The sequence below is a fragment of the Ancylobacter sp. FA202 genome (assembly GCF_000380205.1).
Taxonomy (GTDB): Bacteria; Pseudomonadota; Alphaproteobacteria; order Rhizobiales; family Xanthobacteraceae; genus Ancylobacter.
On sequence record NZ_KB904818.1, the window covers coordinates 1,332,990 to 1,348,568 of the forward strand.

General features: G+C 69.5%; 15 protein-coding genes. 4 read left to right on the plus strand and 11 right to left on the minus strand.

Annotated elements, in window-relative coordinates:
• Window positions 1-8: 8 nt before the first annotated feature.
• From A3M1_RS0106015 to sdhC, 10 genes are all read right to left on the minus strand, one after another.
• Window positions 9-1,283, minus strand: a complete 1,275-nt coding sequence (locus A3M1_RS0106015) for a glycerophosphodiester phosphodiesterase family protein (RefSeq protein WP_018388051.1) — start codon at window positions 1,281-1,283, stop codon at window positions 9-11.
• A gap of 77 nt (window positions 1,284-1,360) precedes the next feature.
• Entirely contained in the window at window positions 1,361-2,029 is a 669-nt protein-coding gene (locus A3M1_RS0106020; RefSeq protein WP_026221168.1) for a DUF2161 domain-containing phosphodiesterase, read from the minus strand.
• 22 nt (window positions 2,030-2,051) lie between these two features.
• Window positions 2,052-2,762 carry a spermidine synthase gene (locus tag A3M1_RS0106025; protein ID WP_018388053.1) on the minus strand — a complete coding sequence of 237 codons (711 nt, stop codon included), beginning with the start codon at window positions 2,760-2,762 and terminating at the stop codon, window positions 2,052-2,054.
• A gap of 83 nt (window positions 2,763-2,845) precedes the next feature.
• Window positions 2,846-4,477 (minus strand): benzoylformate decarboxylase, encoded by a 1,632-nt coding sequence (gene mdlC / locus A3M1_RS0106030; protein WP_018388054.1) that lies wholly within the window; start codon window positions 4,475-4,477, stop codon window positions 2,846-2,848.
• A 154-nt stretch (window positions 4,478-4,631) separates the two neighbouring features.
• The gene (gene gluQRS, locus A3M1_RS0106035) at window positions 4,632-5,498 is read right to left on the minus strand and encodes a tRNA glutamyl-Q(34) synthetase GluQRS (protein ID WP_018388055.1); all 867 of its coding nucleotides are present in this window, start codon (window positions 5,496-5,498) and stop codon (window positions 4,632-4,634) included.
• Between the two features lie 4 nt (window positions 5,499-5,502).
• Entirely contained in the window at window positions 5,503-6,117 is a 615-nt protein-coding gene (locus A3M1_RS0106040) for a LysE family translocator (protein ID WP_018388056.1), read from the minus strand.
• A 69-nt stretch (window positions 6,118-6,186) separates the two neighbouring features.
• Window positions 6,187-6,969: a succinate dehydrogenase iron-sulfur subunit gene (locus A3M1_RS0106045; RefSeq protein WP_018388057.1), complete on the minus strand. Its 783-nt coding sequence runs from the start codon at window positions 6,967-6,969 to the stop codon at window positions 6,187-6,189.
• 21 nt (window positions 6,970-6,990) lie between these two features.
• Window positions 6,991-8,829: a succinate dehydrogenase flavoprotein subunit gene (gene sdhA, locus A3M1_RS0106050; protein WP_018388058.1), complete on the minus strand. Its 1,839-nt coding sequence runs from the start codon at window positions 8,827-8,829 to the stop codon at window positions 6,991-6,993.
• A 4-nt stretch (window positions 8,830-8,833) separates the two neighbouring features.
• The gene (gene sdhD, locus A3M1_RS0106055) at window positions 8,834-9,232 is read right to left on the minus strand and encodes a succinate dehydrogenase, hydrophobic membrane anchor protein (protein WP_018388059.1); all 399 of its coding nucleotides are present in this window, start codon (window positions 9,230-9,232) and stop codon (window positions 8,834-8,836) included.
• Between the two features lie 4 nt (window positions 9,233-9,236).
• The gene (gene sdhC / locus A3M1_RS0106060) at window positions 9,237-9,629 is read right to left on the minus strand and encodes a succinate dehydrogenase, cytochrome b556 subunit (protein ID WP_026221169.1); all 393 of its coding nucleotides are present in this window, start codon (window positions 9,627-9,629) and stop codon (window positions 9,237-9,239) included.
• A 349-nt stretch (window positions 9,630-9,978) separates the two neighbouring features.
• On the opposite strand from sdhC, the gene A3M1_RS0106065 reads away from it, so the two are divergent.
• The 4 genes from A3M1_RS0106065 to A3M1_RS0106080 all read left to right on the plus strand — a co-directional run bounded on the left by A3M1_RS0106065 (window position 9,979) and on the right by A3M1_RS0106080 (window position 14,904).
• Entirely contained in the window at window positions 9,979-11,256 is a 1,278-nt protein-coding gene (locus A3M1_RS0106065; protein ID WP_018388061.1) for a PHB depolymerase family esterase, read from the plus strand.
• Between the two features lie 349 nt (window positions 11,257-11,605).
• On the plus strand, window positions 11,606-13,543 hold the full coding sequence (locus A3M1_RS0106070; protein ID WP_018388062.1) for a M23 family metallopeptidase: 1,938 nt from the start codon (window positions 11,606-11,608) through the stop codon (window positions 13,541-13,543).
• The gene (locus A3M1_RS0106075; RefSeq protein ID WP_018388063.1) at window positions 13,543-14,202 is read left to right on the plus strand and encodes an alpha/beta hydrolase; all 660 of its coding nucleotides are present in this window, start codon (window positions 13,543-13,545) and stop codon (window positions 14,200-14,202) included. Before A3M1_RS0106070 ends, A3M1_RS0106075 begins: the two co-directional genes overlap by 1 nt.
• A 144-nt stretch (window positions 14,203-14,346) precedes the next feature.
• Window positions 14,347-14,904 (plus strand): HNH endonuclease, encoded by a 558-nt coding sequence (locus tag A3M1_RS0106080; protein WP_026221170.1) that lies wholly within the window; start codon window positions 14,347-14,349, stop codon window positions 14,902-14,904.
• Between the two features lie 61 nt (window positions 14,905-14,965).
• Here the strand turns inward: A3M1_RS0106080 and A3M1_RS0106085 are convergent, their stop codons facing one another.
• Window positions 14,966-15,508 (minus strand): disulfide bond formation protein B, encoded by a 543-nt coding sequence (locus A3M1_RS0106085; protein ID WP_245261589.1) that lies wholly within the window; start codon window positions 15,506-15,508, stop codon window positions 14,966-14,968.
• Between the last annotated feature and the right edge of the window lie 71 nt (window positions 15,509-15,579).

Genomic DNA, 15,579 nt, shown 5'->3' on the forward strand with positions numbered 1-15,579 from the left:
CGCCGCCCTCAGTTCAGCTTCAGGCAGTTGGCGTAGAAGGTGGTGGTCGCCGGCCAGTCCGAGAACACGCCGATCACGCCGATATCGCGGGCGAGCACATCGAGCAGCGCCAGCATGTCGCCGTCGCGGTCGATCACCGGCTTGACCGACTGGTAGTAATAGCCGCCGCCGGTGTTGAGCGGGCCGGAGCGCTCCAGCGACCAGCTGATGAGGCCGAGCCCCGCCTTCTTCGCTTCCTCGGCATAGACGGAGGGCACGATCCGGCCGTCCTTGTGCGTCACCAGCATCCACAGCGGCGGGGCGAGGATCTTCACGCCCTTGTCCGCCAGCTCCTGCATGGAAGGCTGCCAGGTCTCGGGCTTCATATTGTCGAAGCCCTTGCTCTCCTCGTCGCGCCCGTCGAGATAGACCGCCTGCGCGCCGAAGGCCGGCTCGGCCTTGAGCCAGTACAGCACATCGTCGAGGCGGAAGGACTGGGCGTAGACATCGCGCGGGTCGATGCCGGCCGCCTTGTACTCGTCGATCATCTGCTGGGCGTAGTGCTCCTGGCTGTAGCCGCCCTCGAAGGGCATGGCGACCTCAGGGGTCTTCAGCTCGGGGGTGAACTTGAGGCCCAGCGACTTCACCAGATCGATATATTCCTTATGCGAAACCAGCGTCGCCCGGTTCACATAGAGGTCGGTGCGCCAGCTCGGCGTGCCGTCCATATATTCCTGCGCTGTCACCCCGCGCGGGTTGAAGCCGTCCATCTTCGGCCGCAGCGATTTGAACTCGGCCAGCGTCAGGTCGCTGGTGCAGCACTTGGCGCTGGCCTTGCGCCCCGTCGTGGGGTCGGCCGGCTGGAAGCCTTCCGAGCATTTCGCCGCCAGTTCCGGCCGGGCGAGAATGTCGGTCGTGGTGTGCAGGTCGCACTGGGCATGGCGGCACACCAGCTCGCGGTCCTTGGTGAAGGCGACATCGCATTCGATCACGCCGGCCCCCATGCGCGCGGCGGCGATGTAGCCCTCGCGCGTGTGCTCGGGAAACTGCAGCGGCGCGCCGCGATGGGCGATGGAGAAGTTTTTCGCCGTGAACGGGCCCTTGCACTGAGCCAGCTGGTCCTTCAGTGCGCCATCCTTCATCTCGCCGACGAGATAGAACGGACGCGGGCCGATCTCGATACTGCCGATAGCGCTGGCCCCCGTCTCCGCCGCCGCCGGGGCGGCAAGCGCCAGCGCGAACAGCGCGGCGGAGAGGGACCGGAGGGCGGGACGCTGGGGTGCGCGCAAAGCGTGGAACATCATCACGAAGCTCTCCTGTCGGCTCGGGCGGTGCGCCTTGGCTATCCCCGGCCGGTGACAGGGGTTTGACGCGGCGCCGGCTACACCGGGGGTTCGACGACCGCCTGCGGCCAGCGCGCCAGCGCCTCATGCCCGGCGGGGGTGAGGGCGTAGACGCCGCGCTCGGTGCGCGCGAACCAGCCATAGACATTGTCGCGCAGGATTTTCCCCGCATCCGGCGCGCGCGGGCGCAGGTCGCGCGGGCGCGCCGGGCCGGCCGCCAGCACGGCGGCGCAGGCCAGCGCCTGCTGCCGATAGGCGGTCATCACAGGCACGCGCGAGCCCCCGCCCACCGCCGGGTCGCCCTGCCTTCGCCGGTGCTCGGACACCAGCCGGGAGCGGCGGCGCGGGTCCTTGCGCGGCATCGGCGCGTCGGGGCTGACCAGGATCGTCACCGCGCCGTCGGGCAACACCAGCAGCATGCCGAAGCCGAGCCGGCGGCAGAGATTGCGGAAGCGCGCATCGCTCTCGCGCCCGCCGCCGCGCAGCGAGGCCCGCGCCGCCAGCCACACCTCGTCGCCGGCGCCGGCGCGATGCACCGCCTGCAGCACCAGCTCCAGATTGAAGCTGAGCTTCAGTTCGCCGATCACCACCACAGGCGTCTCGTCATCCGACAGCGCCACAAGATCGCAGCCGCCGATCTCCCCCTTCACGGTGAAGCCGCGTTCTTCCAGAAAGCGCTTGATCGGCAGATAGAGCGTAGTTTCCACGGTCAGCCCTCCGGGCGTGGGCTCACGAACGGCGCGGCGGGCGCGGCGCCGCCGGGGCACCGCCGGCGCGCTTTTCCGCCAGCCAGATGACATGGCGCGCGCCGCTTTTGCCATGGGCGCGCACCCGCGCCTCCTCCACCGAAAAGCCCGCCTGGCGCAGGCGCCCGGTGAAGCCGCTATCCGGTGCCGAGGACCACACCGCCAGCACCCCGCCCGGCCGCAGTGCCGCCGAGGCCGCGCCGAGGCCGGCGGGGCTGTAGAGCCCATCATTGGCCGCCCGCGTCAGCCCGCCCGGGCCATTGTCGACATCGAGCAGGATGGCGTCATAGGCGGCCCGCCCCGCGCCGATGAGCCGGGCGACATCGCCTTCCTGAAGGGTGACGCGCGGATCATCGAGGCTGTCGCCAAAAATCTCCGCCATCGGCCCGCGCGCCCAGTCGATCACCGCCGGCACCAGCTCGGCCACCACGATCCGCGCCTCGGGCCCCACCTCGCCCAGCGCGGCGCGCAGGGTGAAGCCCATGCCGAGCCCGCCAATCAGCAGCACCGGCGCCGGCCGCGCGCCAAGCCGGGCACAGACCAGCGTCGCCAGCGCCTTCTCCGAGCCGCTGAGACGGCTGTTCATCAGCTCGGTCGCCCCGGCCATGATGGAGAATTCCGCGCCCCGTCGCTTGAGGCGCAGCTCGCCGCCGTCGGGCACATGGGCGGTATCGAGCAGGGTCCAGGGAATCATAAAAGCGTCTCGCTGCGCGGCATCCCCCGAGGTAGCGCCGAACCGGGCCACCGGGCAAGGATGCCGACGCGCCGACGCCCCGCTCAGATCAGCGGCGGGATGGACGGGTTGATCGGCACCTCGAACACGGTCGGCCCCGTGGCGTTGAACGCCGCCGCCACCCGCTGCTTCAGAACGCCGAGATCGCTGATCCGCTCGGCGGCGCAGCCAAAGCCCTTGGCGAGGCTGACGAGATCGAGGTCGGGAATGTCCAGCCCCGGTACGCCGGGCGTCTCCTCCAGCACGGCGAAGGATTTCAGGATGCCATATTCGCCATTGCGCAGCGCCAGGATCACCAGCGGTAGCCCGCTCTGCGCCGCCGTCCACAGCGCCTGCAGCGAATATTGGAACGAGCCGTCGCCGATGATCAGCATGACAGGCCGGTTCCGCCCGGTGTCGCGCTCGCCCAAGGCGATGCCGACCGAGGCCGGCAGGTTCCAGCCGAGCCCGCCGCTGGCGAAGGTGAAGAAGGTCGCCGGCTCGGTGATCGGCCAATGCGCGTGCAGGTCGGCGAGGTTGGAGGGCGATTCCTCCACCAGCACCGTGTGCGGCAGCCGCACCTGCGCCAGCGCCGCGAACACCTGCGCAGCGGTCGGCACCTCGCCCACGGTCGCCGGCGCGTCGGATGCCGGATGCGGCGCCATGCGGTGCGCCAGCTTCTCGCGGGCGACGCGGGTGGCCGCGCGCGCCCGCACCAGCCCGGCCAGCGAGCGCGTCGCCAGCACCGCATCGCCCACCAGGCTGTCGCCGACAGGCGCGCGCGCCGTCTCCGCCGGGTCGTCGCTGATATGCAGCAGGCGCAGCCCCTCGGGCAGGTAATCGCCGGCGACATAAGGGTAGTAGCGGAACACCGGCGCGCCGATGACGATGGCGACATCGTGCCCTTTCAGCCTCTCGCTGAGCGGGCCGATGGCGAAGGGCAGCCCGCCGGCATAGAGCGGGTGGTCCTCCGGGAAGGGGCAGCGCTCGCTCGCCGGCGCCGCGAACACGGTGGCGTCCAGCGCCTGCGCCAGCGCGATCGCGTCCGGCCAGCCGGCACCCCGGTCGAGCGCCGCGCCGAAGATCAGCGCCGGGTTGGCGGCGCCGGAAAGGATGTCAGCGAATTCCTTCAGCCGCTCCGGGTCGGGGGCGATGCGCTGGCTCACACTGCGCACCACCGCGCGGCCTTCCAGCTTCTTGTCCCAGTCGTCGAGCGGCAGCGAGAGGAACACCGGCCCGGCCGGCGCCTGCGTCGCGGTGGCATAGGCGCGCATGAAGGCGGCGGGCACGTCTTCCGGCCGCGCCGGCTCATAAGCCCATTTCACCCAGGGGCGCGGCAGCTGCGTGGCGTCCACATTGGTCAACCACGGCTCCATCAGCAGCATTTCGCGCGTCTGCTGGCCGGCGGTGACGATGAGCGGCGTCTTGTTGAGGGCGGCGGTGATGAGGTTGCCCATCGCATTGCCGAGCCCCGCGGCGGTGTGGACATTGACGATCGCCGGCTTGCCGGTCGCCTGCGCATAGCCATCGGCGATGGCGATGGCGGACGCCTCCTGCAAGGCGAGGTGATAGGTGAAATCGGCCGGGAAATCCTTGAGGAAGGTTTCCTCCGTCGAACCTGGATTGCCGAAGAAGGTCGTCAGTCCCAGCTCACGCAGAAGGTCATACGTGACCGAACGCACGGTTGAACCCGTCATCTTGTCCCCCACCGCGGCCCCCGCAGGCCGCGCGTCGCTCTGCCCCCCGCGAGCACCATGTCGCGGCGCCGGGCGGCCAAAGCTTCCCGATTACGGTAGGGAACTCAAGGGTGTTCGTTGGCGTGCAAGCGACGCATGAGGAAAAAATACCGCGCTACCGCAGCCCTTCCAGCGCCCGGCGCCGCACCTCGTCGGGCGTCACCCCCTGCGCCCGCAGCGCGGCCAGACTCTGCGAGCCGATGGATTTGGAGAGCTTGCGTCCCTCCCCGTCCAGCAGCAGGGAATGGTGGGTATAGCGCGGCGCCGGCAGGCCCAGCAGCGCCTGCAGCACACGGTGCACCGAGGTCGCCGCCTTGAGGTCAGCCCCGCGCACCACATGGCTGATGCCCTGCAGCGCATCGTCTACCACCACGGCGAGGTGATAGGCGGTCGGCACCCCCTTGCGGGCGAGGATCACGTCGCCCCAGGCCAGCGGCTCGGCGGCGATATGGTGCGCCGTCCCGCCGGCCGCCTCCACTTCCTGCCAGCCGAGCGGCCCCGTCAACGCCACCGCTTGGCTCATGTCGAGCCGCAACGCATAGGGCTCCCCTGCCGCCACGCGCCGGGCCCGCGCGTCCTCGCTCATGGCCTCGCGCGGAAACGGAAACTGCGGCGCCCCGTCGGGGTCGCTCGGCCAGCCCGGCCGCGCCGCCACCGCCCGGCGGATATCGCCCCGGCTCTCGAAGCTGGGATAGACCAGGCCGAGCGCGTCGAGCCGGGCGAGCGCCGATTCATAGTCGGCGAAATGTTCCGATTGCCGGCGCACCGGCCGCTCCCAGTCCAGCCCCAACCAGGCCAGATCCTCGACCAGCGCGGCCTCGAATTCCGGCCGGCAACGCTCACGGTCGATATCCTCGATCCGCAGCAGCAGCCGCCCGCCACATTCCCGCGCCAGCGCCTCGTTCAGCAGCACGGAGCGCGCATGGCCGAGATGCAGAAGTCCGTTCGGGCTCGGCGCGAAGCGGAAGGCGGGGCGCGGCACGGCGTCAGCGCGCCGCCACCACCGCGACGCCCGCCCCCACCATGACGCCGCCGGCGGTGCGGTTGACCCGGCGCACCACCTTCGGCGTGCGCAGCAGCCGGCGCGCGCGTCCGGCAAGGAGGACATGGCCGCCCACCACCACCGCCTCGACGGCGAGGATGACGGCGGAAAGGCTCACCAGCTGGCCGGGCGTGAGGGAGGACCCCACCACATTGGGCAGCAGCGCCAGATAGAACAGCGGCATTTTCGGATTGCCGAGATTGAGCGCGACGCCGGTGGCGAACACGGGCAGAAGGCCGCGCCGCCCGGCCACAGGCGCCAGCGCCGGCACGACAGGCTCGGCGGTCCACAGCCGCACGCCCATCCAGACGAGCCAGGCCGCGCCGGCATAGCGCAGCGCCGTCATCAGCCAGCCCATCTCCTGCGCGAGGAGCGAGAGGCCGCACGCGGCAAGGGCAAGGAAAACCAGAACCCCCGCGACCGTGCCGGCGCCATAGGCCAGCCCCGAGGCCGCGCCATGCGAGAGGGTGCGGGCGACGATGGTCATGTTGTCCGGGCCGGGGCTGGCGGCGAACACGAAGAAGGCCGCCGCGAAGGCGAGCAGCGTCGAGACACCCATGGTCAACTTCCCCCGGCGCAGCGGCGCGCCGGAAGCCGAGGATAGAAGCTCCGCCGCCCGGCGTTAAGCTCAGAACTGGCGCGCCACCATCATCTTCTTGATCTCGGCGATCGCCTTGGCCGGGTTCAGCCCCTTCGGGCAGGCCTTGGCGCAGTTCATGATGGTGTGGCAGCGATAGAGGCGGAACGGGTCTTCGAGGTCGTCCAACCGGTCGCCGGTGGCTTCGTCGCGGCTATCGATCAGCCAGCGATAGGCCTGCAGCAGCGCGGCGGGGCCGAGATAGCGGTCGCCATTCCACCAATAGCTCGGGCAGGAGGTGGAGCAGCAGGCGCACAGAATGCACTCATACAGCCCGTCCAGCTTCTCGCGGTCGCCGCGCCCCTGCCGCCATTCCTTCTCCGGCGCCGGGGTCTCGGTGTGCAGCCAGGGCTCGACCGAGGCGTGCTGGGCGTAGAACTGGGTGAGATCAGGCACCAGGTCCTTCACCACGGGCATGTGCGGCAGTGGGTAGATCTTCACCGCCTTGGCATCCACCTCGTCCATGCTCTTCAGGCAGGCCAGCGTGTTGGTGCCGTCGATATTCATGGCGCAGGAGCCGCAAATGCCCTCGCGGCAGGAGCGGCGGAAGGTCAGGGTCGGGTCGATCTTGGTCTTGATCCAGATCAGCCCGTCCAGCACCATCGGCCCGCAATCGTCGCGGTCGACATAATAGGTGTCGACGCTCGGATTCTTCCCGTCATCCGGGTTCCAGCGGTAGATCTTGTACTCGGTCAGCCGGTTGGTGCCGGTGGGCTTGGGCCACACCTTGCCTTCGACAAGCTGCGAGTTCTTCGGAAGCGTGAGCTGGACCATGGCGAGCGATCGTTCCCCGGCTCAATACACCCGCTTGCGCGGCTCGATGTACTGGATGTCGTTCGACAGCGTGTAGGTGTGCACCGGCCGGTCGTCGAGGCGCACGGACTGCGTCTCGAAATCCATGAAGGCCAGCGTGTGCTTCATCCAATGGGCGTCGTCGCGCTCGGGAAAATCCTCGCGCGCATGGGCGCCGCGGCTCTCGGTGCGGGCGGCGGCGCTTTCCATGGTCACGCTCGCCTGCGCGATCAGATTGTCATATTCCAGCGTCTCGATGAGATCGGAATTCCAGATCAGCGAGCGGTCGGTGACGTCGATGTCGCTGGTGCCGGCGAACACGTCGGCGATCAGCTTGCGGCCTTCCTCCAGCACCTCGCCGGTGCGGTAGACGGCGCAATTGTTCTGCATCACCTTCTGCATCGACAGGCGCAGCTCGGCGGTGGGCGTGCCGCCCTTGGCGTTGCGGAAGCGGTCGAGCCGGGCCAGCGCCAGATCGGCGGAATCGGCCGGCAGCTCGCGCTGCTTGTCGCCGGCGGTCAGGATGTCGGCGCAGCGCAGCGCCGCCGCGCGGCCGAACACCACCAGGTCGGTCAGCGAGTTGGAGCCGAGCCGGTTGGCGCCGTGGATGGAGACGCAGGCGCATTCGCCCACCGCCATCAGGCCGGGCACCACATGGTCCGGGTTGCCGTGCTTCTTGGTCACGACCTCGCCGTGGAAGTTCGTCGGGATGCCGCCCATGTTGTAATGCACGGTCGGCAGCACCGGGATCGGCTCCTTGGTCACGTCGACGCCGGCAAAGATCTTGGCGCTCTCGGAAATGCCCGGCAGGCGCTCATGCAGGATCGCCGGGTCGAGATGGTCGAGATGCAGGTAGATGTGGTCCTTGTTCTTGCCGACGCCGCGTCCCTCGCGAATCTCCATCGTCATGGAGCGGGAGACCACGTCGCGCGAGGCAAGGTCCTTGGCCGAGGGAGCGTAGCGCTCCATGAAGCGCTCGCCTTCGGCATTGGTGAGATAGCCGCCCTCGCCGCGCGCGCCCTCGGTGATGAGGCAGCCCGAGCCGTAGATGCCGGTCGGGTGGAACTGCACGAACTCCATGTCCTGCAGCGGCAGGCCCGCGCGCAGCACCATGGCGTTGCCGTCGCCGGTGCAGGTGTGGGCTGAGGTGGCGGAGAAATAGGCCCGGCCATAGCCGCCGGTGGCGAGGATCACGGTCTGCGCGCGAAAACGGTGCAGCGTGCCGTCATCCATCTTCAGCGCGACGAGGCCCCGGCAGCGGCCTTCCTCGTCCATGATCAGGTCGAGGGCGAAATATTCGATGAAGAATTCGGCCGAGTGCTTCAGCGCCGCGCCATAGAGCGTGTGCAGAATGGCGTGGCCAGTGCGGTCGGCGGCGGCGCAGGTGCGCTGCGCCGGGGTCTTGCCATAGTCCACCGTCATGCCGCCGAACGGGCGCTGATAGATCTGGCCCGCTTCCGTGCGCGAGAACGGCACGCCCCAGTGCTCCAGCTCGTAGACGGCGGCGGGAGCGTGGCGCACGAGATATTCGATGGCGTCCTGGTCGCCCAGCCAGTCCGACCCTTTCACGGTGTCGTACATGTGAAAGCGCCAGTCGTCGGTGCCCATATTACCGAGCGAGGCGGCGATGCCGCCCTGCGCCGCGACGGTGTGCGAGCGGGTGGGGAACACCTTGGTCACGCAGGCGGTGCGCAGCCCGGCTTCCGAACAGCCGACCACGGCGCGCAGACCGGCGCCGCCGGCGCCCACCACCACCACGTCATAGGTGTGGTCGGTGATCGGGTAGGCGGAACGCAGCGACGCCCCGTTGGCGGCGCCAGTGGCGGAAGAGGTTCCGGCCATGGTCTCAGCCTCCGAAACTGATCTTGAGAACGGCGAAGGCGCCGGCACTGCCGACCGCAATGGTGAAGAACGTATTGGCGATCAGCGCGAGCACCTTCATCCCCTCGGCAGGCACATAATCCTCGATCACCACCTGCATGCCGATCCGCATATGGAAGCAGACCGAGAAGATCAGCAGCAGCAGCACGATGGCGACCAGCGGATGGCCGAGAATGGCGAGCGTCTGCGCCTGCTCCTGCCCCGCTGCCCATATTACGATTGGCAGGGCAATCAGGATCAGCAGAAGATTGGCGAGCGCGGTCACGCGCTGCAGCCAGAAATGGCCGGTGCCGGAGCGCGCCGAGCCGAGGCCGGCGACGCGACGGCGCGGGGTGCGCATGGAGGAACCCGGGGTCGCGCTCATGGGGTCAGCCCTTCACCAGCCAGATGACGATCCACAGCACGCCGGTCAGCGCGATTGAGCCGCCGATGGTGAGCTTGGCGAACAGTTCGCGCGGCCCGGGGCCGAAGCCGGCGCCGGTGTCCCAGACGAAGTGGCGGATGCCGCCCAGCGCGTGGTGGATCAGCGCCCAGCTGTAGCCGACCAGCAGAAGAAGGCCGATCCAGCTGCCATAGAGCCCGTTCACGAAGGTGAAGGCCCGCTCGGAACTGGCGGCGGCGAGCAGCCAGGCCACCAGCAGCGGCGTGCCGAGATACAAAGCCACGCCGGTGATGCGGTGGACGATGGACATCATCATCGTCAGCATCGGGCGGTAGATTTGCAGATGTGGGGAAAGGGGCCGCTCGGCCGCTCCTGCCATGTCGGTGTCCCAGATCACTCAGGAATGTGGTGTGTGCGTAGCGGAAACGATTGCAGTTCGCAATCATTCCAAAGGTGGCGTCTATCGTTCCTCCCGCCGCGCTTCTTTTTCGGGTTGCGCTGCAGCACGCACACCCTAGCGCATCGCGGCGGCCGCGCGCACCCCCCCTTTTCGGCGCCCGTCCGGCCGGCGCAAGCCCCACGAAAGCCGGCGCTGACGGGCTGTTAACCATCTTTGCCTTTTAATTGTCCGAAACCCGCCGTCTGTTGGGGCGCGCGGAACCCGCGCATTCGAGGTCGCGTTGTCCATGCTTTTTGCGAAACCCAGCTGCCTGCCTGGCGCAATACTGGTGCTGCTCGTCGCCCTGCTCGGCCTTGCCGCCTCTCCGGCTGCTGCGCAATCACGGGATTCGGTCCGCACGCTGACCTCCGGCGGCCTCAGCCGCGACTATATCCTGCACCTGCCGAAGAACGCCCCGCCCGGGCCGCTGCCGCTGGTGATCGCGCTGCACGGCGCGCTGCAGCCGGCCGGCATGATGCAGCGTTATCTCGATCTCGACGCGGTGGCCGACCGCGAGGGCTTCATTGTCGCCTACCCCAAGGGGATGAACCTGCTGTGGAATGACGGCCGCAGCTCCATCGCCGGCTTCATCCCGCTGCTGCACAAGCGCGACGATGGCCGCTTCGTGCTGGATGTGCTGGAGGCGCTGACGGCGGAGGGCCTGGTCGATCCCTCCCGCGCCTATCTCATGGGCTTTTCCAATGGCGGCTTCCTCACCGCCTATGTCGCCTGCAAATACGCCGACCGCTTCCAGGCCTATGCGACGCTGATGATGACGGTGCCGATGGACTATGCGGAAAGCTGCCGCCCGTCCAAGCCGGTGCCGATCCTGTTGATGAACGGCACCTATGACCCGATCGTGCCGGCGTTCGGCCGCCCCACCCCGGGCGCCCGGCTGATGTCGGCCGACGCCACCGCCGCGCTGTTCGCCCGGCTCGACGGCTGCGCCGCGCCCGAGCGCACCAGCGCCCCGCATGCGCGCATCACCCGCTGGAACGACTGCACGACAGGCGGCGCCGTCGCCTATTACGAGGTGGCCGGTGGCCACCAGCCGCCCTCGCAATCGACCGACGCGGTGGACGCGCTCGCCTCGGTGCTGCTCGGGCCCCGCAGCAGCGGCCTCGACGCGCCGGAAGAGATCTGGACCTTCTTCAAGCGTTTCGGCGGCGCCCCGCCGGTCGAGATCGCCGGCCGGGCTCCCGCCGCCACACCCGCCCTCGCCCTGGCGCCGGTGCCGCAAGCCGCCGCGCCGAAGCCCCGGCCGGCCCGGGCCGAGCCGGCCACGCTGGCCAATGCCTGGGACGGCATCGTGCCGGACGCCCGCAACGCGAGCGCCCCCGCGCCCACCGCCTTCGCCGCGCCCGATCCCGCCCCGTCGCTCACACGGCCGATCGCGCCCGGCGCGCCGCTGCCGCTGCAGGCCGGTTTCGTGCGCGCCGGCTTCGTGCAGCCGGGCATGGTGCAGGAAACGGCACCGGGCACGCAGGCGGCCCCGTCGACCCGGCTGGCGCAGGTGCCGCTGCCCCCGCCCTCGCCGCTGCGCAGCCGCGCCGCCAGCACCCAATAGCGCGGCCGCGCGCCGGATCGCCCTCCCCCGCCGCGCCCCTCGCCATCCTTTTGCCGTGAGCCGGCTCTACATCGGCCTCCGCCCGTCGGCGGCACGGCCGATAGGCAAGTCGATTCGGTGGCGTCGATTCGCTGGCGTCGATTCGCCGGGGCGGCGGGTTGACGGGCGCGGCTGTCGGCGGCATCGTCGCCTCCCATCCGCGCCGGGGGTATTTTAAAACCTCCGACGCCCTCGCGTCCGGCGGGCGCTACAGGAAACAGACGTGCCGACGCCGGTCGCGGACCGCGCGGCGAGCATGTCGGGAAAAGGCGGGGAAAGCCGGTTGGAGACGAGGCGCGGACTGGCAGGCGTGAGGCGCTCCCACCTCGCGGCGTTTGATCTCGGCGACGAGCCCCCGCTCGGCGTCGATGGTGACGCCGAGGAGCCGATCAACCGCCGCCGCATCTCCATTCGCTGGCTCATGGCCACGCTGCTCACCGGCATCTGCGGCGCCGCCCTGATGGGTGGGGCGGTCTATGCCGCGCTCGATGGCGAATACCGTTTCGCCCAGTCGCCGGAAACCGTGCGCTCCGCCCTGCGTGGCGCCCTGGCCGCCGGCGAGCGCCCCTCCAATGTCGCCCGCAAGGGCGACCGCATGTCGATCCTCTCCGAAAGCTTCAGTGCCAAGCAAACCCTGCGCCTGTCGACCACCGTCAAGGATGGCGATCGCGAGGTGATCCGGGTGCGCGCCATCACCAAGGTGGCGACCAATCTAGCCCAGTCCGTCACCTCCGCCTCGGTCGACGTGCCGCGCTTCAACCCGGCCAAGCTGATCGCCGAATCGACCAATGACGAGACCGAGGCGGTGCAGGCCGAGCCCACCGGCGACCTCACCATCGTCCTGCGCGACATCGGCGCCCTGCCGCCCAGCACCCGCTTCGCCGCCGAGCTGCCGATGGAAGACGTGCTGATGAAGGTGCGCGAGACCGCCGAGTTCAGCGTGCCCACCGCCGATGCCCGCGCCCCGGCCTTTCCGGGGCTGGGGGTGATGGCCTACGCGCCCTCCGGCGCCGCCGACCCGCTGAACGCGCTGCAGCAGCCTGACAACATGTCGGCGATCGACAAATCGGCCGACGACGCCTCCGGCGGCAATGACTGGTCCGAGCGCACCGTGGTGGCCAAGGCCGGCGACACCGTCGCCTCCGTGCTGATTGATCTCGGCGTGCCGGAAGTCTCCGCCAACGGCGCCGCCCGCGCCTTCGGCACGCGCGAGCTGTCCGGCAAGCTCACCCCCGGCCTGCGGCTCAAAATCCTGCTCGACAACGCCACCGAGGGCGCCATGCCGCTGCGCGTGGCGGTGTTCGGCGAAAGCGGCCATCAGGGCACGGTGGCGCTGTCCGACAGCGGCACCTTCCTGCCCGTGCAGGAGGCGAGCGACACCCAGGTCGCCGATCTCGCGCCCGAGGATGGCGACGAGGAAGGCGGCAGCGGCCGCATCACGCTTTACGACAGCATCTGGGAAACCGCGCTGCGTCACGAAGTGCCCCGCCCGGTCATCGAAAGCATGATCCGGGTCTATTCCTTCGATGTCGACTTCCAGCGCCGCGTGCGCGCCGGCGATTCCTTCGAGGTGCTGTTCGAGCCCGACGAGGCCGGCGGCGCCGGCGGCGTGCTCTATGCCGGCCTCACCGTCGGCGGCGAGGAACGGCGCTATTACCGCTACCAGACCCAGGATGACGGGCTGATCGACTTCTATGACGATGCCGGCAAGAGCGCGAAGAAGTTCCTGGTGCGCAAGCCGCTCTCGGGCGGCCAGCTGCGCTCCGGCTTCGGCATGCGCCGCCACCCGATTCTCGGCTATAGCCGGCTGCATTCGGGCGTCGACTGGTCCGACCGCACCGGCACGCCGATCTATGCCGCCGGCAATGGCGTGATCAAGAAAGCCGCCTGGACCTCCGGCTATGGCCGCCGCATCGAGATCCAGCACTCCAACGGCTACGTCACCACCTATTCGCACCAGTCCAGCTTCGCCAAGGGCATCCGCGAAGGGGTGCGCGTGCGCCAGGGCCAGCTCATCGGCTATATCGGCTCCACCGGCCTCTCCACCGGCGCGCATCTGCACTACGAAGTGCTGGTCAACGGGCGCTTCGTCGACCCGATGCGTATCCGCCTGCCGCGCGGGCGGGCGCTGGACGGGCGCATTCTCGCCAGCTTCGAGAAGGAGCGCGCCACGATCGACGCGCTGCTCAACCACAGCAATGCCGCGCGCGTGGCCGCCAGCGCCACCGGCGCCGCCGAGACCAATTGATGCTGGACGGCCCTCGCCTGCCCCCGCGCGCCGGCGGCCCCGCCACCTCGCTGGTGGTGCTGCTGCACGGCTATGGTGCCGACGGGCGCGACCTGATCGACCTCGGCGACTATTGGGCGCCGCTGCTCCCCAACACCGCCTTCGTCTCCCCGCACGCGCCCGAGCCGCTGGCCGTCGCCCCGGTCGGCCGGCAATGGTTCGGCTATACCGAGCGCGACGACCGCGAGCGCTGGGCCGGGGTGCAGAGCGCCCAGGGCGCGCTCGATGCCTTTCTCGACGCCGAGCTGGCGCGGCTGAACCTGCCCGGCGGGCGCCTCGCGCTGGTCGGCTTCAGCCAGGGCACGATGATGGCGCTGCACACCGGGTTGCGCCGCATGGTGGCGCCCGCCGGCATCGTCGGCTTTTCCGGCATCCATGTGCTGCCGCCGGAGCGGGCCATGGCGGAATTCGACGCCGAGATCACCGCCCGCCCGCCGGTGCTGCTCATCCATGGCGACCTCGACCAGGTGATTCCGCCCATGGCGCTGCCGCGCGCGGTGGAAAGCCTGCAGCGTCAGGGCATCACGGTGCGCGCGCAGCTTTCCAACGGGCTCGCCCACGGCATCGACGGCACCGGCCTGTCGCTGGCCGGCAGCTTCCTCACCGAAGTGCTGGCCTGAAGCCTGCCATCTGCCATCTGCCGCACTGCGGCGAATTGCCGGCCGGCGCTTCACAAGACTGACACGCTCCCTATAGAGTATCGCCGTGCGTCACGCGGCGCCGACTCAAGCGACCGTGCGGACGTTCCTGACAGGGAGCGAGCGTTGACGGCGACTTTGTCTCCGGGTGCCTGGCCTGCCCTCGTGCTCAACGCCGATTACCGGCCGCTGAGCTATTACCCCCTCTCGGTCTGGGCATGGCAGGACGCGATCAAGGCGGTGTTCCTCGATCGGGTGAACATCGTCGAATATTATGAGCGGCAGGTCTCCAGCGCGACCTTCCAGATGCGGCTGCCGAGTGTGGTCTCGCTGAAGACCTTCATCCGCCCCTCGCGCCAGCCCGCCTTCACCCGCTTCAACGTTTTCCTGCGCGACCGCTTCACCTGCCAGTATTGCGATTCGCGCGAGGACCTGACCTTCGACCACGTCATCCCGCGCTCGCGCGGCGGCCAGACCACCTGGGAAAACGTCGTCGCCGCCTGCTCGCCCTGCAATCTGCGCAAGGGCAGCCAGATGCCGGAAACCGCCCATATGGTGCCGCGGCAGAAGCCCTACCAGCCGAGCGTGTTCGACCTGCACCAGAACGGCCGCCACTTCCCGCCGAACTATCTGCACGACAGCTGGATGGACTATCTCTACTGGGACACCGAGCTGGACCCGTGAGCGGCAAAGGCGTCATCCCGGAAGGGCCGCAGGCCCGGTCCGGGATCGCGTGCCGTCTCCCTTACGCCTTCGCGCTCGCGCCCCACATCGCCACCACGACAAGCGCGCTGGCGATGAAGGCGTTGTAGCCTGCCAGCGACAGGCCGAACAACCGCCACGCCGCCTCGTCGCAGCGCACGACGCGGGCGGTCTGCAACTGGCCGAGCAGATTGCCGCCGCCCAGCGCCGGCCCGGCGCCCGAGCAGGTTTCCGGCCCAGCCCACCACGCCCATTCCACCCCGGCATGATAGACGGCGAGGAAGGCGCCCAGCGCCATCAGCATGCCGCAGAGCGCCAGCGCCACCCGCGCCGGCCCCTCTTTGCCGAGCGCCGCGACCAGCAGCGCGACCAGCGCCACCGGCACGGCGATGTAATAGGGAATGCGCTGTTCCAGGCACAGCGGGCACGGCGCCAGCCCCACCACCAGCTGGAAATACCAAGCCCCGGCCAACGCCCCGGCGCTGGCGAACGCCACCACCAGCGCCGCCGTCACCTGGCGGTTGCGCACCGCGCGTCGAGCGGCGGGAGAAGGGACGGCGGAAGCGGTCGCGGCAGGTGTGTTCATGGGCAGGCACCGATCGTGAAGCAATCGCGCCACTTCTAGCCGCTCGACACGCCGGCGCAAATGGGACCCGA

Bases quoted from the DNA above. Each gene is read 5' to 3' on its own strand.
- A3M1_RS0106015 (WP_018388051.1), bottom strand. From the start codon at position 1,283: ATGATGTTCCACGCTTTGCGCGCACCCCAGCGTCCCGCCCTCCGGTCC.
- A3M1_RS0106025 (WP_018388053.1), bottom strand. From the start codon at position 2,762: ATGATTCCCTGGACCCTGCTCGATACCGCCCATGTGCCCGACGGCGGC.
- mdlC (WP_018388054.1), bottom strand. From the start codon at position 4,477: ATGACGGGTTCAACCGTGCGTTCGGTCACGTATGACCTTCTGCGTGAG.
- A3M1_RS0106040 (WP_018388056.1), bottom strand. From the start codon at position 6,117: ATGGGTGTCTCGACGCTGCTCGCCTTCGCGGCGGCCTTCTTCGTGTTC.
- A3M1_RS0106045 (WP_018388057.1), bottom strand. From the start codon at position 6,969: ATGGTCCAGCTCACGCTTCCGAAGAACTCGCAGCTTGTCGAAGGCAAG.
- sdhA (WP_018388058.1), bottom strand. From the start codon at position 8,829: ATGGCCGGAACCTCTTCCGCCACTGGCGCCGCCAACGGGGCGTCGCTG.
- sdhD (WP_018388059.1), bottom strand. From the start codon at position 9,232: ATGAGCGCGACCCCGGGTTCCTCCATGCGCACCCCGCGCCGTCGCGTC.
- sdhC (WP_026221169.1), bottom strand. From the start codon at position 9,629: ATGGCAGGAGCGGCCGAGCGGCCCCTTTCCCCACATCTGCAAATCTAC.
- A3M1_RS0106075 (WP_018388063.1), top strand. From the start codon at position 13,543: ATGCTGGACGGCCCTCGCCTGCCCCCGCGCGCCGGCGGCCCCGCCACC.
- A3M1_RS0106085 (WP_245261589.1), bottom strand. From the start codon at position 15,508: ATGAACACACCTGCCGCGACCGCTTCCGCCGTCCCTTCTCCCGCCGCT.